Genomic DNA, 25,817 nt, shown 5'->3' on the forward strand with positions numbered 1-25,817 from the left:
AGTGACCCGTAAACTCGTACTGTTGCGCCATGGCCAGAGCCAGTGGAACCTGGACAACCGCTTCACCGGCTGGGTCGATGTCGACCTGACCGAACAGGGGCGCCGGGAAGCGGCCGCCGCCGGTCGCCTGATGCGCGAGGAAGGCCTGCAGTTCGACGTCGCCCACACTTCCGTGCTCAAGCGCGCCATCCACACCCTGCAGGGTGCGCTGGCCGAGCTGGAGCAGGACTGGCTGCCGGTGAACAAGTCCTGGCGGCTCAATGAGCGCCACTACGGCGGCCTGCAGGGCCTGGACAAGGCAGAGACTGCTGCCAAGCACGGCGAAGACCAGGTCAAGGTGTGGCGTCGTTCGTACGACATCCCGCCGCCGGCCATGGACCTGGAAGATCCGGGCCACCCGATCCACGACCGCCGCTACGCCGGCCTGGACCGCAACGCGCTGCCGGGCACCGAATCGCTGGCCACGACCCTGGACCGCGTGCTGCCGTACTGGCACGACGCCATTGCGCCGCAGCTGAAGGACGGCAAGACCGTGCTGGTCACCGCCCACGGCAACTCGCTGCGCGCGCTGTACAAGTACCTCAACAATGTCTCGCGCGAGGAAATCCTCGAGCTGAACATCCCGACCGGCATCCCGCTGCTGTTCGAACTGAACGACGATCTGACGGTGAAGTCGTTCCGCTACCTGGGCGACCCGGAAGCGGCGCGCAAGGCCGCCGAAGCCGTGGCCAACCAGGGCAAGGCGAAGTAAGGCAGAAGGCCGGCGCAAGCCGGCCTTCGCTTTTTGTAGAGTCGAGCTATGCTCGACTGCTGTTGCCGCACACCCGGTAGAGCCACCCCATGGGTGGCTGCATCTGTCCGCTATGAATGACTCAGCAGGCGCACCTTCGGCGGCTGCAATGCAGCAATGTCGATGACGTGGTCCTGGCATATCACCTGAAAGTGCGTGAATGGGCCCGGGTAACTGACATCGGCAAAGGTGGCACGGTCCAGATAATCGAGGAACTTCGAACGGCTGTAGCGGCGGAACAGGTTGCCGCTCCAGGCTTCGGAGTCGTCCCAGCTCTGGTAGGACTCGTTGTGCACGGCGTAGCTGATGTAGTGGTCCCAGATCAGTTCAAACCGCTGCGAGTGGGGCACCACCTCTATTGCACGCACACCATCGATTGAACGTCCATGACCGAGCTCCACGCGGGAGGGCTTTCCGACCACCTGGCCTTCCTCGACGACCAGACGCAGACGATTCGCTTCCGGCTCGCCAATCTCAGTCAGGAACAGAAACTCACAGGTGTCGAGGGCCAGCAGCAGCGCGGGTTCGTCCATGGTCTTGAGGTCCAGTGATCGCAGAGGCCAGAGCATACCGGCGCGCGGCGGGAGCTGCGCCGTGGGCTCGTGACCTTTGGCCGGTCCCCAACCCCGCTCCCCCGGCTACCCTGTGAAATTACCCGCAGGAGAGCCACATGAACGTCCGCAACCTGGTCCCGCTGGGCCTGACCATCGCCATCGCTGCCTCGCTGGCCGCCTGTGGCAAGAACGAAACCGCTCCGGCGGCCAGTGCCGACGCCAAGCCGGCCTTCGACCTGTCGCAGATCAAGACGCCGCTGATCTCGCTCAACAGCGCCGACCTGGATCCGGCCATCTCGGCCTGTACCGACCTCAATGGCTTCGTCAACAGCAAGTGGCTGAAGGCCAACCCGGTGCCGGGTGACCAGACCACCTGGGGCAGCTTCGAGATCCTGCGCGAGCGCTCGCTGGAAGTGCAGCACGCGCTGGTCCAGCAGGCCGCCGCCAGCCAGGCCAAGGCCGGTTCGGTGGAAGCCAAGATCGGTGATATCTGGAAGACCGGCAACGACGAAGCCAAGATCGAAGCCGCCGGCCTGGCGCCGCTGCAGCCGCAGCTGGACAAGATCACTGCACTGAACGACACCGCTGCCATCACCCAGTACCTGCGCGACAGCCAGGCCGAGGGCAAGGGCGTGCTGTTCTCGCTGTTCGCCAATGCCGACTACAAGGATTCGGCCAACGTCATCGCCTACGTCGGCCAGGGCGGCCTGGGCCTGCCGGAGAAGGGCTACTACTTCGACGATGCGCAGGCCAAGATCCGCGACGCCTACGTGGCCTACATCGCACAGGTGCTGACCCTGTCCGGCGTGGACGCGGCGCAGGCCGCCGAGCAGGCCAAGGCCGTGATGGCCTTCGAAACCCGCCTGGCCAAGGCCTCGATGTCGCGCATCGAAATGCGTGACCCGGCCAAGCGCTACAACCCGCTCAGCGCCGCAGACGCCGACAAGCTGACCCCCAACTTCAGCTGGACCGCGCTGTTCGACACCCTGAAGGTGCCAGCCGCACAGAAGTTCTCGCTGGCGCAGCCGGGCTTCTTCGGTGAAATGGACAAGATGCTCGCCGATGTGCCGGCCAGTACCTGGCAGGCCTACCTGCGCTTCCACACCATCGACGATGCCTCGCCGTACCTGAGCAGCCAGTTCGAGAAGGCCAACTTCGATTTCTACGGCACCACCCTGCGTGGCCAGAAGGAAATGCAGCCGCGCTGGAAGCGCGTGCTGGAGTCGGTCAACGGTGGCATGGGTGAGGCCCTGGGCCAGCTGTACGTCGACGCCGTGTTCCCGGCCGAGTCGAAGGTGGCCATGCAGCACCTGGTGGAAAACCTGTCACAGGCGCTGAAGGCGCGCCTGGAACAGCTGCCGTGGATGGGCGAAGAAACCAGGAAGAAGGCACTGGAGAAGTGGGCCAGCTTCACCCCGAAGATCGGCTACCCGGACAAGTGGCGTGACTGGGCGGGCCTGCAGACCAACGGCGACAGCTACCTGGGCAACATGCAGGCGGCGCGTGCGTTCAACTACCGCTACATGCTGGACAAGATCGGCAAGCCGGTGGACAAGACCGAGTGGGGCATGACCCCGCAGACCGTCAACGCGTACTACAACGCCACCAAGAACGAGATCGTGTTCCCGGCGGCGATCCTGCAGGCGCCGTTCTTCGACGCCAAGGCCGATCCGGCACTGAACTACGGCGGCATCGGTGCGGTCATCGGCCACGAGATGATGCACGGCTACGACGACTCGGGCAGCCAGTTCGCCGCCAACGGCAACTTCGACAACTGGTGGACCGACGCCGACCGCAAGGCCTTCACCGAGCGTACCGACCAGCTGGTCGCACAGTTCGATGGCTATGAGTCGGTGCCGGGCGTGTTCGTGAAGGGCAAGCTGACCCTGGGCGAGAACATCGGCGACCTGGGCGGCCTGACCGTGGCCTATGACGCGCTGCAGATGGCGCTGAAGGAAGACCCGAAGGCGAATGTCGAGGTCGATGGCCACAGCCAGGACCAGCGCTTCTTCATGAACTGGGCCACGGTGTGGCGCCGCAATTTCACCGATGGTGAGCTGCGCGTCCGCCTCAACACCGATCCGCATGCGCCGGCCAACTTCCGTGCCAACGGTGCACCGTCGAACATGCCTTCGTTCGCGGCCGCCTTCCAGTGCAAGGCCGGCGATGCAATGGTGCGTGCCGACGACAAGCGCGTGGTGATCTGGTAATCGATCACCCGTGATGCGTGGAGCGAAAGGCCCGGCGAACGCCGGGCCTTTTGTCTTCCAGGCCGGCAGCGCAGCGGCGGCTGGTAGAGTCGACTGTTAGTCGACTATCGCGCGCAGCGCGGGATTTTCGCGGTCTGGACGAAGAGCAGTCGACTAACAGTCGACTCTACCGGCGGGTCGTCTCACCGTCGGGAAGATCTCAGGCCAGCTCGGGTTCCCGCGCCAGCATGCGATGGAAGCGCTGCAGCACGTAGGGATCCACCAGCCCGCCGGACTGCGCTTCGATGATCCGCAATGCGGTTTCATGCTCCATCGCATCGCGATACGGGCGCACGCTGGTCATTGCATCGTAGGCATCGACAACGGTGACGATACGTGAGCCCAGCGGAATGCTCTCGCCACGCAGGCCGTCGGGGTAGCCGCTGCCATCAAACGCCTCGTGATGGGCGCGGATCAGTCGTGCGACCGGTGCGGCGTCGCTGCGGCCGGTGGCCAGGAAGATGTGTTCGCCGTGTACCGGATGCTCGCGCATGATCGCGCGCTCCTCATCGGTATGCCGGCGCGGTGCCAGGAGCACATCGTCGGGAATGCCGATCTTGCCGACGTCGTGGAAGCGCGCGGCCAGGCCGATCTGCGCACAGGCATCGTCGTCGAGATCGCAGTGCGTGGCCAGGCGCTGCGCGAGCAGGCCAACGCGGTCGCAGTGGTGGCGGGTGTAGGCGTCGCGCATCTGCAGCGACATCGAGAGGGCATCGATCAGGCAGGCCTGCGCGTGCAGCAGGTCGGGGGCGGGTACGGCGTCAGGGAACATGGTCATCCGCCCGCACCGGGTGGGGACCGGTGCGGGGTGTTCGGGGGGGCGATCAACCCGGGGCGAGGGTGGTCAGAAGGGCACGGGCCGCATTGAAGCGGTCTTCCGGCAACGGCAGCGGGTGCTTGATGCGCAGCTTGTCGGGCCCTTCCATGGCGTAGAGGTTCGGTTGTTTCTGGATCAGCTGGATCACCGCCATTGGATCGATGTTCGGCTTGGACTCGAACACGATGCGGCCACCGTTCTCGCCCAGGTCCAGCTTGCGGATGCCCAGCGTGTTGGCCTTGAGCTTCAGCTCGGCGATGGCGAACAGGTGCTTGGCCGCATCCGGCAGCAGGCCGAAGCGGTCGATCATCTCCACCTGCAGCTCGCGCAGCGCATCGGTGTCGCGCGCGCTGGAAATACGCTTGTACAGGGTCAGGCGCGTGTGCACGTCCGGCAGGTAGTCTTCCGGGATCAGCGCCGGCACATGCAGCTCGACCTCGGCACCGCGCACTTCTTCACCGGCATCCAGGTCGGGCAGCTTGCCCTGCTTGATGCTGCGTACCGCGCGTTCCAGCAGCTCGGTATAGAGGCTGAAGCCGACCTCGGCCATCTGCCCGCTCTGGTCCTCGCCAAGCAGTTCACCGGCGCCGCGGATTTCCAGATCGTGCGTGGCCAGGGTGAAGCCGGCGCCCAGCTCGTCCATCGAGGCGATCGCTTCCAGGCGCTTCTCGGCGTCGGGTGTGATCGCGCGACGGTCGGGGGTGATCAGGTAGGCGTAGGCACGGTGGTGCGAACGACCGACGCGGCCGCGCAGCTGGTGCAGCTGGGCCAGGCCGAAACGGTCGGCACGGTTGATGATGATGGTGTTGGCGTTGGGGATGTCGATGCCCGATTCGATGATCGTGGTCGACAGCAGCACGTTGAAACGCTGCTTCTGGAAATCCAGCATCACCTTTTCCAGTTCGCGCTCGGGCATCTGCCCGTGGGCGATGCCGATGCGTGCCTCCGGCACCAGCTCGGACAGCTCGCGCTGCATGCGGCCGATGCTTTCCACGTCGTTGTGCAGGAAGTACAGCTGGCCACCGCGCGCGAGCTCGCGCTGGAAGGCCTCACGCAGCAGCGCGTTGTCCCACTGGGTGATGAAGGTCTGCACCGCCAGCCGGTTCGGCGGCGGCGTGGCGATGATCGACAGGTCGCGCAGGCCGGCCATGGCCATGTTGAGCGTGCGCGGAATCGGCGTGGCGGTCAGGGTCAGCAGGTGCACGTTGGCGCGCAGCGCCTTCAGCGCTTCCTTCTGGCGTACGCCAAAACGCTGTTCCTCGTCGACGATGACCATGCCCAGGTCCTTGAACTTCACGTCCGGCTGCAGCAGGCGATGGGTGCCGACGATGACGTCGATGGTGCCGGCAGCGACCTTTTCCAGTTCGGCCTTGATTTCCTTGCTGGTCTTGAAGCGCGACAGCACCTCGACCTTCAGCGGGTAATCGGCGAAGCGGTCGCGGAAGTTGCGGTAGTGCTGTTCGGCCAGCAGCGTGGTCGGCACCAGCACGGCCACCTGCTTGCCGGCACTGGCGGCGGCGAACGCGGCGCGCACCGCCACCTCGGTCTTGCCGAAGCCGACGTCGCCGCAGACCACGCGGTCCATCGGCTGGCTGCTGGCCAGGTCGCGCAGGGTCGCATCGATCGCGGCCAGCTGGTCCGGGGTCTCCTCGAACGGGAAACCGGCCGCGAACGGCTCGTACATCGCGCGGTCGACCTGCAGTGCCAGGCCGGCACGCGCCTGGCGGCGGGCCTGGATCTCCAGCAGCTCGGCAGCAACGTCGCGTACTTTCTCGGCGGCCTTGCGCTTGGCCTTGCTCCACTGCTCGCCACCGAGCGAATGCAGCGGCGCGGTTTCCGCCGACGCACCAGAATAGCGGCTGATCAGGTGCAGCTGGGCGACCGGCACATACAGGCGGTCGCCCTTGGCATATTCGATTTCGAGGAACTCGCCGGGCATGCCGCCGACGTCCATCGCGATCAGGCCACGATAGCGGCCGACGCCATGATCCTCGTGCACGATCGGCGCGCCCTCGGTCAGTTCACCGAGGTCGCGGATGATCGCTTCCGGCTCGCGGCCGGCACGGCGCGTGCGCCGGGTGCTGCCGGCGCGCTCGGGGAACAGCTGGCGCTCGGTCAGCACCGCGATGCGCGGATCGTCCAGCGCGAAGCCATCCTCCAGCGGCGCCACGGCGATCGCAAAGCGCGCATCGTCGGCGAGGAAGCTGGGCAGGTCGGCCACCACCGGCGGCTTCAGCTCGGCGGCCTGCAGCACTTCCAGCAGGGCCTCGCGACGCCCGGGCGAATCGGCGGCGATCAGCACCCGGCCCGGATAGTGGCCGAGGAAGGATTTCAGCGCGTCGCCTGCGGGGGCCTCGCGTGCGGCCACCGGCAGCGGCGGCAGCGGCTGGTCACCCAGCGCATGGGCATCGGCGATGCGCGCGTGGTCAGCCGACCACACCTCGATGCGCGGGGCATCGTTCAGGCGCTCGCGCAGCAGCTCCGGCGACAGGTACAGCGCCGACGGCGGCAGCAGCGGCCGTTCGACGTCGTGGCGGCGTTGTTCGTAGCGCTCACCGGTCTGCGCCCAGAACGCGACGGACGCTTCATACGCACCGGCGCAGACCACCGGCAGGCTGCCGTCGGGCAGGTAGTCGAACAGGGTGGCGGTGCGTTCGAAGAACAGCGGCAGGTAGTACTCGACGCCGGCCGGGGCCAGCCCGGACTTCAGATCCTGGTACAGCGAACTGCGCCGGGTATCCACATCGAAACGCTCGCGCAGCGCGGCCAGCACGCGGGCGATGCTGGCCTCGTCCATCGGCACTTCGCGGCCGGGCAGCATGTGCACGGACTCGACCTTGTCCAGAGAACGCTGGCTTTCCGGATCGAACGCACGGATCGAATCGATGTCCTCGTCCAGCAGTTCCACCCGCAGTGGCTCGTCGGAACCCATCGGGAACACGTCGAGCAGGCCGCCGCGCACGGCGAAGTCGCCGGGGTCCATCACCTGCGGCACGTTGCGATAGCCGGCACTTTCCAGGCGGCGCTTCTCGGCCTCCAGATCCAGGCGCTGGCCGACCTTCAGGTCGAAGCTGCCACCGATCACATAGCTGCGCGGGGCCAGCTGCTGCAGCAGGGTCTGCACCGGCACGATCACCAGGCCGCGCTTCAGCGTGGGCAGGCGGTGCAGGGCGGACAAACGCTGCGAGATGATGTCCGGATGCGGGCTGAAGCGGTCGTAGGGCAGGGTTTCCCAGTCCGGGAAGGCGACCACCGGCAGGGCCGGGTCGCCGCCGAGCAGGGTCTGCAGGTCGGCTTCGAGCTGGTTGGCACCGTGGTTGTCACGGGCGATCACCAGCAGCGGCGCGTCGTGCGCGCGCGCGGCCTGGGCCAGATACCAGGCCAGGGCGGTCGGCGAGGCGGGGGCGCGCCACCAGGCGCGGAGCTGGCCGGCACGCGGCAGCGGCGGGGCGGGGTATGAGGTACGCGACATGGACCCCGGATTTTAGCAGAAGCCCCTGCCGGGCCCATGATCGTGACGTGAGCGGGTGTAGCGCCGGGCCAAGCCCGGCGAGCGCAGCGGTTGAATCAACGTCGCCGGGCATGGCCCGGCGCTACCTTCAGTTGTCCAGCTCCAGCACCATCCGCACCAGGCCTTCGGCACCGGTCGGGTGCGGCACCGGCTTGAAGCCCAGCGAGGCGGCCAGCTGCTTCATCGGCTCGTTCTCGGCGGCAACGTCGCCGTACAGGCGGTCCAGGTACTTGCCGCGGCCCCACTTCACCAGCTTGCGCATCAGCTGCCGGCCCAGGCCCTGGCCGATCAGGAAGCGGCTGATCAGGATCGCGTACTCGGCTTCACGGGTACCGGGGATGATCGAGGCCCGGGCGACCGCACCGACCACTGCTTCGCCAGCAGGCAGGGATTCGGCAGCGACCAGGGTGATCTCGGTCTTGGGATTCGGGTGGGTCAGGCGCTGGGTGGTTTCCGGCGACAGCTCAGTCACCGCCTGCAGGAAACGATCACGGATTTCTTCCGGTCCGAACAGGCTGAACGCCGCTTGCAGCGGTGCGCCATCTTCCGGGCGGATGGGGCGGATCAGCAGCTCGTGGCCGCTGGGAGCCTTGAAGATCTCATGCCAGGGCGGCATGCGGTTGCGAGTGGCCATACCGGGTGATTCCTTGGTGGTCCATCGATTGTGGCATCACCGGGGCTGCATTCCGTGAACGGAAGGCTCACGGCGGTACAGCCTCGTGAAGGCCGTTATTCGGATGCTTTGAGCCAATCCAGGCGGGTGCTGGCCCCCGGTTCGCCCAGGTGCTGGCGCAGCGCCGGCAGGGCCGGGCCGACCACCCGGTCGAACTGCCAGGGCGGGTTGAGCAGCAGCATGCCACTGCCGTTGAGGCGCAGCGGCGAGTCGTCCGGGCGCACCAGGAACTCGATCGTCATCGCCGATTTCACCGGCAGGGCGGTGGCCTTGCGCAGGAAATGCAGGATGGTGCGGCGCTGCTTGATCGGGAACCAGACGGCACACGTGGCCTGCGGCCAGCGCGCCAGGGTTTCGGCCAGGGCGGCCAGCACCGCCTGGTACTCGGCATCCTGGGCTTCGTAGGGCGGGTCGATCAGGACCAGGCCACGGCCGATCTTGCTGCCGTTGAACTTCGGCGGCAGCAGCGAGCGCAGCAGCGCATAGCCATCGCCAGAGCGCACATCGACGCGGCTGTCATGGGCGAACAGGGCCTTCAACGTGGCCGTTTCGGCTTCCTGCAGCTCACAGACCGCCATGCGGTCCTGCGCACGCATCGCCTGTGCGCTCAGCAGCGGCGAACCCGGATAATTGGTCAGCGCGCCGACCGGGTTGTCGGCCTGTACCGCCTTCAGGTAGCGCTCGACCACCTCCGGCAGCTTGGGCTGGGCCATCAGCCGCATGATTCCGGATTCGGCCTCCAGGGTCTTGCGGCTCTCTTCGCTGGCCAGCAGGTAGCGGCCGGCACCGCCGTGGGTGTCGAGCACGAAGAACGGGCTGTCCTTGCGCTTGAAGCTGTCGATCAGGGCCAGCTGCACGATGTGTTTGAGCACGTCGGCATGGTTGCCGGCATGGAAGGCGTGGCGATAGTTCATGGGCGGCAGTGTACGGGGCGGCGGCCGCAGCGGCTATGCTGCGCGCCATGACAGCTCCTGTTGCCCATGTCCTGGTGGTCGAGGACGAAGCCGCCATCGCCGAAACCGTGCTCTATGCGCTGCGCAGCGAGGGCTATGCCGCCAGCCACTGCCTGCTGGGCGGCGAGGCCCTGCAACGGCTGCAGGCCGGCGATATCGATGTGGTGGTGCTGGACGTGGGCCTGCCCGACCTGGGCGGCTTCGAGGTGTGCCGGCGGCTGCGCGCGCAGCCCGGGCCGTCGGCGCAGCTGCCGGTGATCTTCCTGACCGCCCGCAACGACGAAGTGGACCGGGTGCTCGGCCTGGAGCTGGGCGCCGACGACTACATGACCAAGCCGTTCTCGCCGCGCGAGCTGGTGGCACGGGTGCGTGCGCGCCTGCGCCGCGTGGCACCGGTCGTGGCAGCACCCGGCGCCGATGCGGGCTGGCAGGAACATGGCGCCTTTGCCATCGACCGCGAAGGCCGGCGCATCCGCTTCCGTGGCCAGGCACTGGACCTGACCCGCTACGAGTACGCGCTGCTGGAAGCGCTGCTGCTGCGCCCGGGCGCCATCCTCAGCCGTGCCCAGCTGATGGACCGTGGCTGGGACAGCAGCGCCGACAGCGCCGACCGCACCGTTGATACGCATGTAAAGACGCTGCGCGCCAAGCTGCGCGCGGCCGGTGCCAGCGACGACCCGATCCGTACCCACCGTGGTCTTGGCTACGCGCTGGAGGTCTAGCCGATGCGCCTGGTACTGAAGCTGTTCCTGGGCTTCTTCCTGATCACCGGCATCGCGGCGTTCTTCGTGATGCGCGTGTTCGTCAACGAGGTGAAGCCCGGTGTGCGCCAGGCGATGGAATCGACCCTGGTCGATGCGGCCAACGTGCTGGCCGAAATGGCCGCCGCCGACGTCAAGGCCGGCACCATCCGCAGCGGCAGCTTCACCCGCAACCTCGCCAAGGCACGCCAGCGCGACCTGAAGGCGATGGTCTGGCGCTTCCCGAAGCGCTCGCTGGATTACCGGGTGACCATCACCGATGCCAAGGGCATCGTCATCTACGACTCGCTGGGCCGCGACCTGGGGCGCGACAACTCGCGCTGGAATGATGTCTATCGCACCCTGCGAGGTGAGTACGGCGCGCGTTCCAGTCCCGAGATTGCCGGCGAAGAGGGCGACACGGTGATGCATGTGGCGGCGCCCGTATATGACCCGGCCGATGGGCGCACCCTCATCGGCGTGCTCAGCCTGGCGCAGCCCAACCGCAGCATCGATCCGTTCATCGCCGCCAGCCAGCGCGCCATCATCGAGCGCGGGGCCTGGCTGATCGGCTTGTCGGCGCTGGTCGGTGTGCTGGTGACGATGTGGCTGACCACCGGCCTGGGCCAGCTCAGCCGCTATGCGCGTGCGGTCAGCGCCGGCGAACCGGTGCCGCCGCCGCGCCGCCGCCGCGACGAGATCGGCGATCTCGGCCAGGCGCTGGAAACCATGCGCCGCAAGCTGGAAGGCAAGGCCTACGTCGAGCAGTACGTGCAGTCGCTGACGCATGAGATGAAGAGCCCGCTGGCGGCCATCCGCGGTGCCGCCGAGCTGCTGCAGGAGCCGCTGCCCGAAGCCGATCGCGTGCATTTCGCGCACAGCATTGTCGACCAGCAGGAGCGGCTGACCGAGACCATCGACAAGCTGCTGGCACTGGCTGAAGTGGAACAGCACGGCTGGCTGCAGACCCGCGACCGGATCGCGCTGCCGGCATTGCTGGCCGATGCGGCCGCTGCCGCGCAGGTGCGCGCACAAGCGGCGGGCGTGCAGGTCCGCATCGGCAGCGTGCCCGACCTGCAGGTGCAGGGCGACGGCTACCTGCTGCGGCAGGCACTGCACAACCTGATCGACAACGCGATTGCCTTCTCGCCGGCTGGCGCGGAGATCGCGCTGCAGGCCGAGGTGGACGGGCAGGGCGTGCGCCTGCAGGTGGCCGACCGTGGCGCCGGCATTCCCGACTACGCGCGTGAGCGGGTGTTCGAGCGCTTCTATTCGCTGGCCCGCCCCGGCAGCGGGCGGCGCAGTTCCGGCCTGGGCCTGCCGTTCGTGCAGGAGGTCGCGCGCCTGCATGATGGCCGCGCCAGCGTCGATGCCCGCGACGGCGGCGGTACCGTGGCCAGCCTGTGGTTGCCGCTGGGTACACCGGGCCAGCGTCCCCGCCGCTGACTTCACATTCGCTTCAAATTCGCCACAAACCCTGCTCACTGCAGCGGTCCATCCTGCAGCCCTCTCCAACGAGGATGGACCATGAAATCCCTGAAGATGCTGCTGCGGTTCGCCATTGTCGGCGGGCTGATCCTGCTGCTGCTGGTTCCGCTGACGATGATCCGCGGGGTCATCAACGAACGCAGTGCGTACCGCGATGAGGCCTTCTCGCGGGTGGCCGACAGCCGCGCCGGTGCGCAGCAGCTGGTCGGGCCGGTGCGGGTGGTGCCGTGGGTGGAGCGCAAGCAGGTTGAACTGGTCGATCCGCTGGGCGTCAAGAAGACCGAGGTGCAGGTCACCGAGGGGCACTGGTTGCAGATGCCGGCGTCGCTGGAGGTGGGCGGTGAGATGCTGCCGAGCCAGCGTGAGGTCGGGCTGTTCAAGGTGCCGGTCTACAGCTGGAACGGCCAGATGAAGGCGACGTTCGCCGAAGACGACTATCCGGTGAAGGCCGGCCGCAGTTACGGCCAGCCGTATGTAGCCGTGGGCATTTCCGATGTGCGTGGCCTGGTCGGTACGCCGAATCTGCGCGTGGATGGCAAGCAGCTGCGGCTGCTGCCCGGCGTGGGCGCTGCCAGCGAAGTCGGCCGCGGTCTGCATGCACCGGTGACCGGGTTTGCCGAAGACCACGGCGGCACGCTGGCCGCCAGCACCGTGGAGCTGGAACTGCGCCTGGACGGCAGCCGCATGCTGTCGGTGGTGCCGGTGGGCGACGATACGCATATCGCGCTGCGTTCGAGCTGGCCGCACCCGTCGTTCAGCGGGGCGTTCCTGCCCAATGAGCGACGCGTTGATGCACAGGGTTTCGATGCGCGCTGGGCCGTGTCCTCGCTGGCCTCCGACGCACAGCGACAGCTGCGCAATGACGGTTCGGTCGATTCGCAGGCGGTGACGGTATCGCTGGTCGATCCAGTCGATGCTTACACCCAGGCCGATCGCGCCTCGAAGTACGGCGTGCTGTTCGTGCTGCTCACCTTCGTCGGCTTCATCCTGTTCGAACTGATCAAGTCGCTGCGCATCCACCCGCTGCAGTACCTGATGGTGGGCCTGGCGTTGGCGATCTTCTTCCTGTTGCTGATCAGCCTGTCCGAGCACATCGCGTTCTGGAAGGCCTACCTGGTATCGGCGGTGGCCTGTATCGGCCTGCAGGCGGTGTACCTGGCCAACGTGCTGGGCCATTGGAAGCGCGGTCTCGGCTTCGCTGCGCTGCTGACCGTGCTGTACGGCGCGCTGTATGGCCTGCTGGTGTCGGAGAACAACGCGCTGCTGATGGGGTCGCTGCTGCTGTTCGTGATCCTGGCGCTGGCGATGTGGGTGACGCGCCGGGTCGACTGGTACGCGCTTGGCGCGGAACTGAAGTAAGGAGTACGTCATGGGCTGGCGCCAGGGATTGCGGCAACGGGCACGGCAGGGCATTCCGGCCCTGCTGGAAGTGGACGCACTGCTGCAGGCACATGGCGTGCTGGCGGCCCTGCCGGGGGCACGGATCGCCCCCGGCCTGGTCCGCTTCCAGCTGGCTGCGGTGACCTGCGAGGGATTGCAGGGGCAGGGACTGCGCTGGCTGCAGGACGCGCGGCAGGGACGCGGCGCGGTGGCCGGCCGGGTGCCGCGCTACCGGCCATGGAAGGCCGGGGCGGAGGCGCTGGCCGAGATCGGCATCGGCGGCCTGCCGGATGACTGGCCGGCACACGCGTCGGTGTATGGCTGCAGCAGCATCGATCGGCGGCATTGGTTGTTGTTGCTGCCGGAGCGGGCGCAGTTGTGGTTGGGGTGGAGTGGGTGATCGGGTTGTTCATCCACGCAGGGCGTGGATCTACTGGCGGGAACCCAGCCCTCTGGTGGGTGCGAGCTGACCGGTCACCTGTGGGTGCGAACCTTGGTTCGCATGCTCCTGCCCATGACCGATGGGACGGTATCGGCGCGCCCCTGCTGGCTAGACTCGATGGGTTGATGATCGAGCCGAAGGGCAGGGGTGCGATGTGTTGAAGTGGGGCGTGCTGGCCGTAGCGCTGGCGATGGGTGGCAATGCAATGGCGCAGCAGCGCGAGTCGGTGGACCTGGACATGGTCAGCCGCATCCGCCAGGAGGCCTTCCACCGTTCGCAGGTGATGGATACCTTCAGCTACCTCACCGAACGCATCGGCCCGCGCCTGACCAATTCGCCGGCGATGGGCCGCGCCAACGCGTGGACCCGCGGCAAGTTCAGCGAATGGAAGCTGGACAACGTGCACGACGAAGCCTTCGATGACTTCGGCCGTGGCTGGGAGTTCACCTCGGCCAGCGTGGAAATGCTGGGTGACCGCGTGCAGCCGCTGCATGCGCTGCCCAAGGCCTGGACGCCAGGCACCAAGGGACCGGTTGAGGGCGAGCTGGTGCACGTGGAGATCAAGAAGCCCGAGGACATCGAAAAGTATCGCGGCAAGCTGCGCGGCAAGATCCTGCTGCTGGGCGAGGCGCGCGAGTACAAGCGCGGCACCGAGCCGGACTCGCACCGGCATGACGCCACCTCGCTGGAGGGCCTGCAGGAATTCACCCTGCCCAAGGACGTCGCCGCCGAGCGGGCCAAGCGGGTGAAGGAATACAAGGAACGCCAGGAGCTGGCCGCCAAGGTCAACGCCTTCTTCGTCGAAGAGGGCGCGCTGGCCGCGATCAGCATCAGCAGCTGGGACAACGGCATCATCCGCGTCGCCGGCGGCGGTTCGCGCAAGGCCGGCGAATCGGTGGGCATCCCGGAACTGGCGATGATCGCCGAGCACTTCAATCCGCTGGTGCGCGCGCTGGATGCCAAGCAGCCGGTACGCCTGCGCGTGGATGTAGCCGCGCGCTTCACCGACGAGGCTGACCAGCCCGGCTACAACACGCTGGCCGAGATCCGCGGCAGCAGCAGGCCCGACGAAGTGGTGATGATCGGCGCTCACCTGGATTCCTGGCACAGCGGCACCGGCGCGGCTGACAACGCGGCCGGCGTGGCGGTGATGATGGAGGCGATGCGCATCCTCAAGGCCACCGGCGCCAAGCCGAAGCGCACCATCCGCGTGGCGTTGTGGAGCGGTGAGGAGCAGGGCCTGATCGGCTCGCAGGCCTATGTGGCCAAGCACTTCGGTCGTTTCCCGGAACCCACCGACCCGGCCCAGAAGGCGCTGCCGGCCTCGCTGCGCGAGCCGACCGGTGCATTGCAGAAGACCCGCGACTACAGCAAGTTCCAGGTCTACTTCAACATGGACAACGGCTCGGGCCGCTTCCGGGGCATCTACGCGCAGGAAAACCTGGCGGCGATGCCGATCTTCGAAGCCTGGCTGGCGCCGTTCCATGACGTGGGCGCCACCACCGTGGCCACCCGCAACACCGGCAGTACCGACCACATCAGCTTCGACCGCATCGGCCTTCCGGGCTTCCAGTTCATCCAGGACCGGCTGGACTACTTCACCAACGTCCACCACAGCCACCTGGATACCTGGGACCACGCCGAACCGGAAGACCTGAAGCAGGCCGCGGCCATCGTCGCCTCGTTCGCCTACAACGCGGCGATGCGCGAGCAGTCGTTCCCGCGCAAGGCTGAACCGCAGCCCTGAAAAACCTGGCGGGAGGGCGGGATGCGTCCGCCCCTCCTTGCCTTTCCGGGGCTGGTGGTAAAATCGGGGGATTCCCGTTCCTCGAGCCGTCCATGACCTGCCGCACCCGCTTCGCCCCCAGTCCCACCGGCTACCTGCACATCGGTGGTGCCCGCACTGCGCTGTACTGCTGGCTGGAGGCCCGCCACCGTGGCGGCGAGTTCGTGCTGCGCATCGAGGACACCGATCGTGAACGCAGCACCCAGGGCGCGATCGACGCCATCCTGGAGGCGATGGAGTGGCTGGGCCTGGACTACGACGAGGGCCCGATCTACCAGACCGACCGCGTCGCCCGTTACCAGGAAGTGGCCGAGCAGCTGATCGCCGACGGCAAGGCGTACTACGCCTACGAAACCCGCGAAGAGCTGGATGCGATGCGCGAGGCCGCCATGGCCAGGCAGGAAAAGCCGCGTTACAACGGCGCTGCACGCGAACTGGGCCTGCCGTACAGGGACGACCCGAACCGCGTCATCCGCTTCAAGAACCCGCTGGAAGGTACGGTGGTGTTCGACGACCTGATCAAGGGCCGCATCGAGATCGCCAACAGCGAGCTGGATGACATGGTCATCTTCCGTCCGGACGGCTACCCCACCTACAACTTCGCGGTGGTGGTGGACGACTGGGACATGGGCATCACCGAGGTCATCCGCGGTGACGACCACATCAACAACACCCCGCGCCAGATCAACCTGTACGAAGGCATCGGTGCGCCGGTGCCGAAGTTCGGCCACATGCCGATGATCCTGGACGAGCAGGGGGCCAAGCTGTCCAAGCGCACCGGCGCGGCCGACGTGATGCAGTACAAGGACGCCGGCTACCTGCCCGATGCGCTGCTGAGCTACCTGGCCCGGCTGGGCTGGTCGCACGGTGACCAGGAGCTGTTCAGCCGCCAGGAACTGATTGACCTGTTCGACGTGAAGGACTGCAATTCCAAGGCCTCGCGCCTGGACATGGCCAAGCTGGGCTGGGTCAACCAGCATTTCCTGAAGACCGAGGACGTGGCCGCCATCGTGCCGCACCTGGTCTACCAGCTGCAGAAGCTGGGCCTGGACGTGGCCGCCGGCCCGGCCCCGGAGGACGTGGTGATCGCCCTGCGTGAGCGCGTGCAGACCCTGAAGGAAATGGCCGAAAAGGCCGTGATCTGGTACCAGCCGCTGACCGAGTACGACGAAGCGGCGGTGGCCAAGCACTTCAAGGCCGGTGCCGAGGTGGCGCTGGGCAAGGCCCGCGAGCTGCTGGCAGCCCTGCCGGAATGGACCGCCGAGTCGGTGGGCGTGGCCCTGCACGACGTCGCCGCCGCGCTGGAGATCGGCATGGGCAAGGTCGCCCAGCCGCTGCGCGTGGCGATCACCGGCACCCAGGTCAGCCCTGACATTTCCCATACCGTGTACCTGGCCGGCCGCGAGCAGGCCTTGAAACGCATTGATGTGGCCATCACCAAGGTAGCAACGGCCTGAGGCATCCTTGCCAGGCCCGAACCGGAGAACACGCATGCCCGCCAAGACCGCCACTGCCTGTACGGCCCCGCACCACCACGTCCACGATGCATCGGATTTTGTGGCGGTGGTCGAGCGCGTCTCGCGCGAACGCGGGCTGCGCCTGACCCCGATCCGCGCCAATGTGCTGAAGCTGATCGCCGAGGCCGGCAAGCCGGTCAAGGCCTACGAGCTGCTGGAATGGGTGCGCAACGGCAAGGGCGTGGGCGCTGATGCCCCGCCCACCGTGTACCGCGCGCTGGATTTCCTGATGGCCAATGGCTTCGTGCACAAGCTGGAGTCGGTCAATGCCTTCGTGGCCTGCCACCATCCCAGCAGCGCCGCGCATTCGGTGCCGTTCCTGATCTGCAACAGCTGCCACAGCGCGGTGGAGCTGGAAGACCGCGAAATCGTCACCCAGCTGGAGAAGCGCGCCAAGGAGCTGGGTTTCCAGCCGCAGGCGCAGACTCTGGAAGTGCACGGCCTCTGCGCGCGCTGCGCGGGCTGAGCAATGGGTCCTGGGGTCAGATCCCTTTTGCCTTGGCAAAAGGGATCTGACCCCCGTTTCATGACAAACGCTAGTCCATCGGCTTGCTTGCGGTATCCACCCGCACGATCACCGACATGCCGGGCCGCAGTTGTGCCGCCAGCTTCTGGCCCTCGTTGATCGAAATCCGTACCGGCAGCCGCTGCACCACCTTGGTGAAGTTGCCGCTGGCATTGTCCGGGCGCAGCACGCTGAATTCCGAGCCGGTAGCCGGCGCGATCTCCTGCACGCGGCCCCGCAGCACCTGCCCCTGGAACGCGTCCACCGAGAACGTGGCCGGCTGGCCGATCGCCATGCCCCAGGTCTGGCCTTCCTTGTAGTTGGCCACCACCCACAACGTGTCAGGTACCAGGAACAGCAGCTGCGAACCGGCAGCGACGTACTGGCCCACGCGCACGCTGGCCTCGCTGATCTGGCCGTCGCGCGGTGCGTGGATCACCGTGTTGGCCAGATCGATGCGGGCCAGTTCCAGCTGCGCCTGCGCGCTCTCCACCTGCGCCTCCAGGCTCTTGCGCGCCACCTGGGTCGATACCAGGGTTTCCTCGGCAATGCGGATCTGCGCCTGTGACTGCTGGACGCTGGCCTGTGCCGACGCCTGGGTGGTGCGGAACTTGTCGCGGTCGTTGACTGACACCAGTTGCTGCGCGGCCAGCTCCTCGTAGCGCTTCAGCTCGTTGCGTGAGCGTTGCAGCTCCGCCTGGCCGGCCGACAACGTGGCGTGTGCGGAGGCGATCTGCGCACGGTTCTGCGCCTGCGACTGGTCCGAGTTGGCCAACGCCGCGCGTGCGCTGTCCAGCGTCGCCTGCGCCTGGGCGACGCGCTGCGCGTAGATGCGGTCATCGATGCGCAGCAGCGGCTCGCCCTGCTTCACGTGCTGGAAGTCCTTCACCAGCACTTCGGTCACGTAGCCGTTCACCTGCGGCGCCATCACCGTGATCTGCCCGCGTACATAGGCGTTGTCGGTCACCATCACGCTGCTGGTGAATGGCCACAGGTGCCAGGCGCGCAGGATCAGCGCAATGCCCAGCAGGGCGACCACCACCATCACCACTACACTGCGCGCGCTGGGCTTGAGGTACTTCGGCGCGACCGCCGGCTCAACGGGCGTGGGCGCAGGTGCCGCGTCGGTCGGCGGCGGAGGGGTCACGTTGTCGTCGGGTCGGGGCGGGACGGGAGGCATGGCGGAGGACTCAGCGGGGCGCGGCCGGCGTGGCCGCAGCGGGGGAAGTGGGGTGGCGCTTGCGCCATTGCTTGAGCACCGCGGTGCGCAGCGACAGCAGCAGCAACCAGCACAGGAAGCCGATGGCCAGCCAACCGCTCAATGTGAACACATCATTGAATCCACGCACGTTGGCTTCGCGGCGAGTGGTCTGCGCCAGCTGCGCGCTGCCCTGCGCACTGCGCAGCACCGGGTCGGTGATCTGTGCGCTGTACAGCTGCTGCTGGATGCGCAGGCGTTGTGCCACCACCGGGTCGGCCGGGTCGAGCTGGCTGGTCAATGCGCTGGAGTACAACTGCTCGCGATGCAGCTGGAAGGTGCCCAGCACCGCCGAGCCGGCCAAGCCACCCAGCGTCTGGGTGATCGACAGCGTCACCAGGAAGGTGATCATGTGATCCACGCCCTGTTTCAACGCGGCAGAGATGCCGAGCATGATCAGCGGGCCCATGAACATACCGGCACCGACCGAGGCCAGGAACTGGCTGGCGTAGAAATCGTGTGGCCGGTCCAGGCTGGTGCGGTGCTGGTCGAAGAACGCGGCGGCGCCCAGCAGCAGGATCGCCATCAGCAGCTGGGGGATCAGCCGCTTCGGGCCGAAGGTCAGCGATGCACCGGCGATGCCGGTGACCACGCCCGCCAGGATCACTACGAACAGCGGGCGCATCTGGTCAGGCCCCATGCCCAGCGTGCGCATCAGGTTGATCACGCCGTAGGACTGCTCGGTGGTGAGGAATCGGATCAGGAACGCACCGACGATGAAGTGCAGTACCGGCAGCTTCGACAGCCAGCGGATCTGCAGCAGCGGATTGCGCCGGTAGTGCTCGATGATGAAGGCGGTGGTGGACAGCGCGATCGAGGCGACCAGAGCCCAGCCCAGCCATGGCGTGTTGAGCCACCAGCGGGTGTAGCCCTGCGCCAGCACGATCACCAGCAGGGCGACGGCCGGTGCGAGCAGGGCGAACGTGAGGAAGTCCAGCGGCTCGAATGCCTTCACCTGGATGCCGGGCGGCAGCTTCAGCACCACCACCGCCGCGAACGCGCACAGTGCCAGCCCGGCCTCAAACGAGTAGAGCTGGTGCCACTGGCCGGTATCGACCAGGCCCGGCGACACGATCCAGGCGATCGGCACCGCCAGCTGCGAGAGGCCGACACCGACGACCAGCAGATTGCCGGTGAAGCGACGCGGCAGCGCCTGCAGCATGTACAGCGTGCCCAGTGTCGAACAGGCCGCACCCGCGAAGCCGCTGGCGGCGCGGGTCAGCATCGTGGTCTCGAAGCTGCCGACGAACAGGTGCAGTACCGCCAGCGCCGCATACAGGCCCAGCCCGATCTCGGCGAACAGGCGGATGCCGTACTGCTGGCGGAACTTGAAGGCCAGCAGGTTGGCGGTGACATTGACCATCGCATACGCGGCCACCAGCCAGCTGCTCTGGGTCGGGGTCAGTGCCAGTTGGCCCTGCAGGAACGGCAGGTTGGCGGTGACCAGCGCATTGCCGAGGCCGCCGGTGATCGCCACCAGCAGCGATACCAGTGCATAGGCCATCCGACGGTACGGTGGGTGCCAGGGCATCGAAGCCGAACCGGGCATGGTCGGCTTCTCGTGCTCCTCCCAATCCGGAACCGGCTTCAGATACGGCTGGACCATCAGCGGGCCTCGCTGGTTGCTCCCTGGAGACCCCCGCGCAGCAGCTGCAGGGCGCGCCCGGCCAGGTGGGCGCGCTCGTCGCGGGTCTTGCCGCGCAGGGCCGCGCCCAGCATGCCCGAGATCAGTGAAATGTCCGTCTTTTCCAGGTCGGCCCGGCACAGGCCGGCCGCCTTGGCACGCTCAATCGGTGCTTCCAGCAGGTCGCGCACGGTCTCGCGCGCGGTGCGCATGGCCGGCACGTCCGAATCGACCGCACGCCAGTAATCGGCCAGTGCCGGCGAATCGATGATGCGCTGGGCCATGCCCTCGAACACCTCGAACAGGGCGTCGTCGCGGTCGCCGAGCTGTTCGACCTGGCGCCGGATGCGATCAACCGTGCGCTGCAGCAGCGCCTGGATCAGCGCGGTGCGGTCGGGAAAGTTGCGGTACAGGGTGGCGCGGCCCACCTGGGCGCGTTCGACCACCAGGTCCAGCGGGGCGGTGACACCGTGTTGGCCGAACACATGATCGGCGGCGTCGAGGATGAGGGCACGGCGGGCAGCAGCATCGGCACGTTGGGCAGTCATGGAATTATGTTCGGACAAAAATGTCCGATTGGCGAGACTTTGAGTGACGGGATTGTCCGCTTGTTGTGGTACGCACATCTTTGTGACGAGTGCGTGATGGTGCGGATCGAAATGAAAACGGGGGCCCGAAGGCCCCCGTGGGATCCGACCCCGCCTTACGCGATCAGAAGAACGCGCGGATGCCGAATGCGACACCACGGCCCGGCAGCGGCGAGTAGTCGCGCAGCAGCGAGGTATGCGGACGCACTTCGCGGTTGGTCAGGTTGCTGCCATCCAGGAAGACTTCGTAGCTGTTGCTGGCGTTGCGATCCCAGCGGTAGGCCAGGTGCGCATCGACCAGGGTGTAGCCGTCGCTCGGTGCTTCGTTCTGCGCGACGTCCTTCTGGCGGCTGTAGCGCACCGCACCGACCGAGGCGCGCCAGCCGTCCTTCGACCAGCGCAGGTCGGCACCGACGCGGGCCGGGGCGATACGCGGCAGGTAGCCGGTGTTGGCCAGTTCCACGTTGTAATTGTGGTTGTGGTCGCCGTGCGGCACGGCGATGTCGAGGTTGCGGCTGCCGCTGCCATCCAGCTTGGCCTTCACGTAGTCACCGAACAGGCGCAGATCCCAGTCACCGGCGCCACCCTCGAACAGGTGCACCAGCGCTTCGGCCTCGGCGCCGCGGAACACCGCGTCCTGCTGGGTCCAGGCGCGGACCGGCAGGCCTTCGGTAACACCGGTGTCGGCCAGGTAGATGAAGTCCTTGAACCTGGTCTGGTAGACCGACGCGGAGAAGTCCAGGCGCTCGCTGTGGGTGTGGATGCCCAGTTCCACGCGCTGGCCGCGCTCGGTCTTCAGGTTGGCGTCGCCGGTTTCCAGCGAGCGGGTGGCGATGTGTGCGCCGGCGGCATACAGCTCTTCGTTGGTCGGTGCACGCTCGGAGCTGTCCACGCCGATGCGCAGGTCAACGGCGTCGTTGAGCTTCCAGATACCGGCGGCAGACAGGTTGGTGGCACCGAACGTACGGCGGCGGTAGTCACCGGTCGGGTCCAGCTTGACCTGGTCGTGGCGGCCGCCCAGTTCCAGCTTGAACGGGCCGAACTGCTTTTCCTGCAGTACGAACAGGCCGATGTTCTTCGTGCCGGTATCCGGCACGAACGCCTCTTCGCCCTTGGCGCCGAAATCACTGTTGCCAAACTGCAGGCCGAAGGCACCGTCCCAGCCACCGATCTGCTGCTGTACGGCTTCCAGACGCGCTTCGATGCCACGGTTGGTGAAGCGGGTGGACGGCGTGCCGGCTTCCAGCTCCACGTGTTCGTAGTCGGTGTAGGCCACGCGTGCGTTGATGTTCTTCAGGAACGAGACCGGGTCGTAGATGCCGGCCTTGGTCTCGAAGCGGTTCTGCACCATGTCGATGCGCACGTCGTGCTCGTCGCCGCCTTCTTCTTCATCGCCATGGTCGTGACCGTGGTCATGGCCATGATCTTCACCATCGGCGTGCACGTGCGCGCCATTGGGAATACCGTAGTTGGTGCGGTAGGTGCTGGCCGATACGCCGAAGTAGCCGCCGTCGCCCAGCCACGTTGCGCCGACGCCACCGGCGCGGGTGCGGATCGAGCTGTTGTCCAGGCGGCCGCGACGCGGCTCTTCACCCTCGGCCGCGTCATGGTCGTGATCGTGGTCATGATGATCTTCAAGGCTGTCGATCACTGCATAACCGGGGATGCGGTAGTCGTCGCCATTGCGGACCAGGCCATCCACGTGCAGCACGACATTGCCGCTGACGCCGTCGAGGCGGAACATGCCGCTGCGTTCGTTGTTCACCGAATTGCCGCGCAGTTCTGCGCGGCCGCTCAGCGGGCGCTCCGGCAGTTCGCGCGCGATGCGGCCATCGACCACATTGACCGCACCACCGATGGCGCCGCTGCCGAACAGCAGCGTGGCCGGACCCTTCAGCACTTCGATCTGGTCGGCCAGGAACGGCTCGATGCTGGTGGCATGGTCGGCGCTGACGGTGGATGCATCCATGTTGCCCATGCCGTTGGACAGCACGGCCACGCGCGGGCCTTCCTGGCCGCGGATGATCGGGCGGCCGACGCCGGGACCGAAGAAGGTGCTCTGTACGCCGGGCAGCTTGGCCACGGTATCGCCGAGGGTGCCGGCCTTCTGCTCGTCCAGGCGTTCACCGGCCAGAACCTCCACCGGGCGTGCCAGCGATTCTGCGTCGCCCTGCAGCGGCGACGCGGTGACCTGCACCGACGACAGTTCAGTCAGGTGGCGGTCACGATGGGAATCGTCTTCGCTGGCGGCGAAGGCAACGGTCGGAAGCAGGGCGGTCAGGGCCAGGGCGAGGGAATGCGGCTTCAACCGCGGGGTACGGGCGGGCATCGGTGGGTCCTTTGTTACACTGTATCAATCGCTGGGCGCACGCATCCCGTCAGCGGGACAGGGGGAGGGAAACCGTGCGGGTCGGGAAGGGATGTTATATTATTCCATAACGATTCGCCGACCCTGCTGGAAGTCATGTCCCTGTCCTCACGCCTGCGCCACCTGCTCGACCGTTTCGGCGCCACTGGTTCGATGCTGTGCGCGGTGCATTGCGCGGTGATTCCGGTGCTGCTGGCCGCAGCGCCCTCGTTGGGCCTGTCGTTCTGGCTGAGCGACGGCGTGGAACAGGCGCTGGTGGTGTTCGTGACCCTGCTGGGGCTGTTCAGCCTGGTCTGGGGCTACCGTCGCCACGGTGCGCTGCGTGCGCTGGGCTTCCTGATTCCCGGCCTGGTGGCGTTGTGGGCCGGCGTGCTGTACGACCCGTTGCACCACAATGCGGTGCCGCACGCGGTAGTGATGACCGTCGGCGGCCTGCTGGTGGGTGTGGCCCATCTGGTCAACCTGCGCCTCAACCACGGTCACGTGCACGACGCCAGCTGCGCGCACTAGGCGCTCCATGGTAGGATTTTCGATCGTGCGCGGGGGCGCCCAGCAAGGCGGCCCCGCCGAACCCGTGTCAGTACGGGGTAACCAGATTTCACATTTGAGGAGTTGAAGACATGGGTAAGGGTGACCGCAAGACCGCCAAGGGCAAGCGCTACAACGCCAGCTACGGCAACGCCCGTTCGCACACCGCGAGCAAGGTCGCCGTAGGCGCCGCCGCTCCGGTTGCCAAGAAGACCGTGGCCAAGGCTCCGGCGAAGAAGGCTGTGGCGAAGAAGACCGTCGCCAAGGCCTGATCCGGCCCAGACCGGTTCAACGAAAAACGCGGCGCCTGGCGCCGCGTTTTTTTATGCACGTTTTTGTAGAGCCGAGCCCATGCTCGGCTGGCGCAATGCAGCCGAGCGTGGGCTGGCTCTACAACCGGATCAGCGCAGGGTGTTCTTCAGCGTTTCCGGATTGCCGTCGTTCGGCGCGGCCGGCACCTGCAGCAGGTGCGCCAGCAGCGGGTAGACGTCGACATTGTCGAAGCCATCGATCACCAGGCCCTGGCGGAACGACGGACCGCTGGCCACGAACACGGCGCGCATGGAGGGCAGGGCGTTGTCGTAGCCATGCGAGCCTCGATCCTGCCTGGCGCGCTTGGCGATCTTCTCCTGGTGAAGGGCGTCCCAGCCTTCATCCATGGCACAGACGATGGCCGGAACCCGCGGATGCGTGCCGTAGTGCCAGCGCGCCGGCAGGTTCTCCTTCTTCCAGCACTCGTAGTGCGTATGGCGGCCGAGCAGGGCGCGTTCCGCTTCCGCTTCGCGGCCCGCGACCGGCGCAAAACCTACCGACTGGCCCTGGCTGACATTGCGCGCGATGGCCGGATCGGCCATTGATTCGGTGGCGATCACGTGGCCGTCGGCGACACTGGCCATGCCGTGGTCAGAGACCACGATGATGTTGGTGGTCGCGACCAGGCCGCGCTGTTGCAGTCCATCGAGCACCTGGCCGACGATCTGGTCGGCGCGCACGATGGCGTCGGCGTACTGTTTCGACTCGGGGCCGTAGTTGTGGCCTGCCTTGTCCACGTGTTCCATGTAAAGCGTGGTCAGGCGCGGTGCATCGGCATCGGTCTGCGCCAGCCAGTCGAGCACGATGCCGGCGCGCTGCTCCAGTGGTTCCTTGCCATCGTAGACGCGCCACTGGCTGGGGCGCACGCCACGGATTTCCGACTCGCTGCCCGGCCACGAGGTGGTGGCGGTGCGCACGCCGACGTTCTCGGCGCCGACCCAGATCGGTTCGCCACCCCACCAGCCGCTGGTAGTGACCGCGTCGCGGTTGCTCAGTTCGAAACGGCCCAGGGTTGCATCGTCCATGCTGTTGTTGACGACGCCGTGGTGGTCCGGGCGCAGGCCGGTGACGATGGTGTAGTGGTTGGGGAAGGTCAGCGACGGGTACGAAGGCGTCATCCAGCGCGCGCGTACCCCGCCGTCGATCAGTCGCTGCAGATTCGGTGTCAGGCCGCGATCCAGCGCATCGGCGCGCAGGCCGTCGATCGAGATCAGCAGCAGCTTCGGCGGTGCAGCCGTTGCAACAGGGGTGGGAACAGAGGCGGAAGGGGTGGGCGCGGTGGTGCAGGCGGCCAATGGCAGCAGCAGCGCCAGCGCGCAGGTCAGGCGTACGGAAGTCATCCGTCCATCATAGTGCGAGGTAATGACGCGCCCAAGACACGGCGCACTATCGCGCGCCGTGTCCGCGCATTTTTCCTTATCCCCGCACCTGTCGGCGCGCCCCCTTCAACAAGAACGGGGCTTTTCTCCAGACAGCTTACAGACGCTTCCATCCACGCATGGCGTGGATCTACCGTGTCGACCAAGGTCGACACCTACCAGCAGTTGCGCAGAATGACGTTCGGACAGATCGCCGAAACCTGTCGAAGGCGGGGTGGGGCCGGTTGCAGGGGCGTGAGCGCCATGGGCCCGAGGCATGCCTCGGGCGGGTTGGGCAGGACGCCCAACCCCGGTCTTGCCGTGTGCGCAGGACAGCGCACACGAGCAAGCGGCGACCGAGCTTACAGGGACGTACT

The 25,817-nt window shown here is 66.9% G+C and carries 21 protein-coding genes; 11 read left to right on the forward strand and 10 right to left on the reverse strand.

Features of this window, described 5'->3' with window-relative positions:
* Position 1: 1 nt before the first annotated feature.
* Positions 2-751: a 2,3-diphosphoglycerate-dependent phosphoglycerate mutase gene (gene gpmA, locus AC5P8D_RS08375; RefSeq protein WP_004150217.1), complete on the forward strand. Its 750-nt coding sequence runs from the start codon at positions 2-4 to the stop codon at positions 749-751.
* 110 nt (positions 752-861) lie between these two features.
* Here the strand turns inward: gpmA and AC5P8D_RS08380 are convergent, their stop codons facing one another.
* Positions 862-1,323: a hypothetical protein gene (locus tag AC5P8D_RS08380; RefSeq protein WP_191863955.1), complete on the reverse strand. Its 462-nt coding sequence runs from the start codon at positions 1,321-1,323 to the stop codon at positions 862-864.
* Between the two features lie 137 nt (positions 1,324-1,460).
* Between AC5P8D_RS08380 and AC5P8D_RS08385 the strand changes: the two genes are divergently transcribed.
* Positions 1,461-3,554 carry a M13 family metallopeptidase gene (locus AC5P8D_RS08385; RefSeq protein WP_414614612.1) on the forward strand — a complete coding sequence of 698 codons (2,094 nt, stop codon included), beginning with the start codon at positions 1,461-1,463 and terminating at the stop codon, positions 3,552-3,554.
* A gap of 199 nt (positions 3,555-3,753) precedes the next feature.
* Here AC5P8D_RS08385 and AC5P8D_RS08390 read toward each other — a convergent pair whose 3' ends face one another.
* From AC5P8D_RS08390 to AC5P8D_RS08405, 4 genes are all read right to left on the reverse strand, one after another.
* Entirely contained in the window at positions 3,754-4,371 is a 618-nt protein-coding gene (locus tag AC5P8D_RS08390; protein ID WP_495203234.1) for an HD-GYP domain-containing protein, read from the reverse strand.
* Positions 4,372-4,417: 46 nt separating this feature from the next.
* Positions 4,418-7,882 (reverse strand): transcription-repair coupling factor, encoded by a 3,465-nt coding sequence (gene mfd / locus AC5P8D_RS08395; protein ID WP_414614613.1) that lies wholly within the window; start codon positions 7,880-7,882, stop codon positions 4,418-4,420.
* A 127-nt stretch (positions 7,883-8,009) separates the two neighbouring features.
* A complete protein-coding gene (locus tag AC5P8D_RS08400) occupies positions 8,010-8,555 on the reverse strand; it encodes a GNAT family N-acetyltransferase (protein WP_004150340.1) in 546 nt (181 codons plus the stop codon).
* Between the two features lie 95 nt (positions 8,556-8,650).
* Positions 8,651-9,508, reverse strand: a complete 858-nt coding sequence (locus AC5P8D_RS08405) for a 23S rRNA (adenine(2030)-N(6))-methyltransferase RlmJ (protein WP_049482780.1) — start codon at positions 9,506-9,508, stop codon at positions 8,651-8,653.
* 35 nt (positions 9,509-9,543) lie between these two features.
* Between AC5P8D_RS08405 and creB the strand changes: the two genes are divergently transcribed.
* The 7 genes from creB (at position 9,544) to AC5P8D_RS08440 (ending at position 17,366) form a co-directional block, all read left to right on the forward strand.
* Complete coding sequence (gene creB, locus AC5P8D_RS08410; RefSeq protein WP_414614614.1) at positions 9,544-10,269, forward strand: two-component system response regulator CreB; 726 nt, start codon at positions 9,544-9,546, stop codon at positions 10,267-10,269.
* A 3-nt stretch (positions 10,270-10,272) separates the two neighbouring features.
* A complete protein-coding gene (gene creC / locus AC5P8D_RS08415; protein ID WP_329760806.1) occupies positions 10,273-11,733 on the forward strand; it encodes a two-component system sensor histidine kinase CreC in 1,461 nt (486 codons plus the stop codon).
* 81 nt (positions 11,734-11,814) lie between these two features.
* Positions 11,815-13,134 (forward strand): cell envelope integrity protein CreD, encoded by a 1,320-nt coding sequence (gene creD, locus AC5P8D_RS08420; RefSeq protein ID WP_049455649.1) that lies wholly within the window; start codon positions 11,815-11,817, stop codon positions 13,132-13,134.
* Between the two features lie 10 nt (positions 13,135-13,144).
* Positions 13,145-13,555 (forward strand): hypothetical protein, encoded by a 411-nt coding sequence (locus tag AC5P8D_RS08425; RefSeq protein WP_049482784.1) that lies wholly within the window; start codon positions 13,145-13,147, stop codon positions 13,553-13,555.
* Positions 13,556-13,751: 196 nt separating this feature from the next.
* Positions 13,752-15,344 (forward strand): M28 family metallopeptidase, encoded by a 1,593-nt coding sequence (locus AC5P8D_RS08430; protein WP_111189515.1) that lies wholly within the window; start codon positions 13,752-13,754, stop codon positions 15,342-15,344.
* 92 nt (positions 15,345-15,436) lie between these two features.
* A complete protein-coding gene (gene gltX, locus AC5P8D_RS08435; protein ID WP_010483126.1) occupies positions 15,437-16,840 on the forward strand; it encodes a glutamate--tRNA ligase in 1,404 nt (467 codons plus the stop codon).
* Positions 16,841-16,874: 34 nt separating this feature from the next.
* The gene (locus AC5P8D_RS08440; protein ID WP_004150412.1) at positions 16,875-17,366 is read left to right on the forward strand and encodes a Fur family transcriptional regulator; all 492 of its coding nucleotides are present in this window, start codon (positions 16,875-16,877) and stop codon (positions 17,364-17,366) included.
* A 70-nt stretch (positions 17,367-17,436) separates the two neighbouring features.
* On the opposite strand, the gene AC5P8D_RS08445 is transcribed toward AC5P8D_RS08440, so the two are convergent.
* The 4 genes from AC5P8D_RS08445 to AC5P8D_RS08460 all read right to left on the reverse strand — a co-directional run bounded on the left by AC5P8D_RS08445 (position 17,437) and on the right by AC5P8D_RS08460 (position 23,203).
* Positions 17,437-18,585, reverse strand: a complete 1,149-nt coding sequence (locus AC5P8D_RS08445) for an HlyD family secretion protein (protein ID WP_019659169.1) — start codon at positions 18,583-18,585, stop codon at positions 17,437-17,439.
* 10 nt (positions 18,586-18,595) lie between these two features.
* The gene (locus tag AC5P8D_RS08450; RefSeq protein WP_495203235.1) at positions 18,596-20,269 is read right to left on the reverse strand and encodes an MFS transporter; all 1,674 of its coding nucleotides are present in this window, start codon (positions 20,267-20,269) and stop codon (positions 18,596-18,598) included.
* Complete coding sequence (locus tag AC5P8D_RS08455; protein ID WP_135272812.1) at positions 20,269-20,835, reverse strand: TetR/AcrR family transcriptional regulator; 567 nt, start codon at positions 20,833-20,835, stop codon at positions 20,269-20,271. Before AC5P8D_RS08455 ends, AC5P8D_RS08450 begins: the two co-directional genes overlap by 1 nt.
* A 163-nt stretch (positions 20,836-20,998) precedes the next feature.
* Positions 20,999-23,203 (reverse strand): TonB-dependent receptor, encoded by a 2,205-nt coding sequence (locus AC5P8D_RS08460; RefSeq protein ID WP_495203236.1) that lies wholly within the window; start codon positions 23,201-23,203, stop codon positions 20,999-21,001.
* Between the two features lie 135 nt (positions 23,204-23,338).
* Here AC5P8D_RS08460 and AC5P8D_RS08465 point away from each other — a divergent pair, with 135 nt between their 5' ends.
* Both AC5P8D_RS08465 and AC5P8D_RS08470 read left to right on the forward strand, forming a co-directional pair.
* Complete coding sequence (locus AC5P8D_RS08465) at positions 23,339-23,752, forward strand: MerC domain-containing protein (RefSeq protein ID WP_019338435.1); 414 nt, start codon at positions 23,339-23,341, stop codon at positions 23,750-23,752.
* Between the two features lie 110 nt (positions 23,753-23,862).
* A complete protein-coding gene (locus AC5P8D_RS08470) occupies positions 23,863-24,042 on the forward strand; it encodes a 30S ribosomal protein THX (RefSeq protein WP_010483110.1) in 180 nt (59 codons plus the stop codon).
* 129 nt (positions 24,043-24,171) lie between these two features.
* On the opposite strand, the gene AC5P8D_RS08475 is transcribed toward AC5P8D_RS08470, so the two are convergent.
* On the reverse strand, positions 24,172-25,422 hold the full coding sequence (locus AC5P8D_RS08475) for an alkaline phosphatase family protein (protein WP_329840726.1): 1,251 nt from the start codon (positions 25,420-25,422) through the stop codon (positions 24,172-24,174).
* Positions 25,423-25,817: the final 395 nt, after the last annotated feature.

The organism is Stenotrophomonas sp. YJH_SMC_101-4 (assembly GCF_059370395.1).

Bases quoted from the DNA above. Each gene is read 5' to 3' on its own strand.
- AC5P8D_RS08450 (WP_495203235.1), bottom strand. From the start codon at position 20,269: ATGGTCCAGCCGTATCTGAAGCCGGTTCCGGATTGGGAGGAGCACGAG.
- AC5P8D_RS08440 (WP_004150412.1), top strand. From the start codon at position 16,875: ATGCCCGCCAAGACCGCCACTGCCTGTACGGCCCCGCACCACCACGTC.
- AC5P8D_RS08470 (WP_010483110.1), top strand. From the start codon at position 23,863: ATGGGTAAGGGTGACCGCAAGACCGCCAAGGGCAAGCGCTACAACGCC.
- AC5P8D_RS08445 (WP_019659169.1), bottom strand. From the start codon at position 18,585: ATGCCTCCCGTCCCGCCCCGACCCGACGACAACGTGACCCCTCCGCCG.
- creD (WP_049455649.1), top strand. From the start codon at position 11,815: ATGAAATCCCTGAAGATGCTGCTGCGGTTCGCCATTGTCGGCGGGCTG.
- AC5P8D_RS08390 (WP_495203234.1), bottom strand. From the start codon at position 4,371: ATGACCATGTTCCCTGACGCCGTACCCGCCCCCGACCTGCTGCACGCG.
- AC5P8D_RS08385 (WP_414614612.1), top strand. From the start codon at position 1,461: ATGAACGTCCGCAACCTGGTCCCGCTGGGCCTGACCATCGCCATCGCT.
- creB (WP_414614614.1), top strand. From the start codon at position 9,544: ATGCTGCGCGCCATGACAGCTCCTGTTGCCCATGTCCTGGTGGTCGAG.
- AC5P8D_RS08465 (WP_019338435.1), top strand. From the start codon at position 23,339: ATGTCCCTGTCCTCACGCCTGCGCCACCTGCTCGACCGTTTCGGCGCC.
- AC5P8D_RS08400 (WP_004150340.1), bottom strand. From the start codon at position 8,555: ATGGCCACTCGCAACCGCATGCCGCCCTGGCATGAGATCTTCAAGGCT.
- AC5P8D_RS08460 (WP_495203236.1), bottom strand. From the start codon at position 23,203: ATGCCCGCCCGTACCCCGCGGTTGAAGCCGCATTCCCTCGCCCTGGCC.
- AC5P8D_RS08405 (WP_049482780.1), bottom strand. From the start codon at position 9,508: ATGAACTATCGCCACGCCTTCCATGCCGGCAACCATGCCGACGTGCTC.
- mfd (WP_414614613.1), bottom strand. From the start codon at position 7,882: ATGTCGCGTACCTCATACCCCGCCCCGCCGCTGCCGCGTGCCGGCCAG.
- creC (WP_329760806.1), top strand. From the start codon at position 10,273: ATGCGCCTGGTACTGAAGCTGTTCCTGGGCTTCTTCCTGATCACCGGC.
- AC5P8D_RS08425 (WP_049482784.1), top strand. From the start codon at position 13,145: ATGGGCTGGCGCCAGGGATTGCGGCAACGGGCACGGCAGGGCATTCCG.
- AC5P8D_RS08380 (WP_191863955.1), bottom strand. From the start codon at position 1,323: ATGGACGAACCCGCGCTGCTGCTGGCCCTCGACACCTGTGAGTTTCTG.
- AC5P8D_RS08455 (WP_135272812.1), bottom strand. From the start codon at position 20,835: ATGACTGCCCAACGTGCCGATGCTGCTGCCCGCCGTGCCCTCATCCTC.
- AC5P8D_RS08475 (WP_329840726.1), bottom strand. From the start codon at position 25,422: ATGACTTCCGTACGCCTGACCTGCGCGCTGGCGCTGCTGCTGCCATTG.
- gltX (WP_010483126.1), top strand. From the start codon at position 15,437: ATGACCTGCCGCACCCGCTTCGCCCCCAGTCCCACCGGCTACCTGCAC.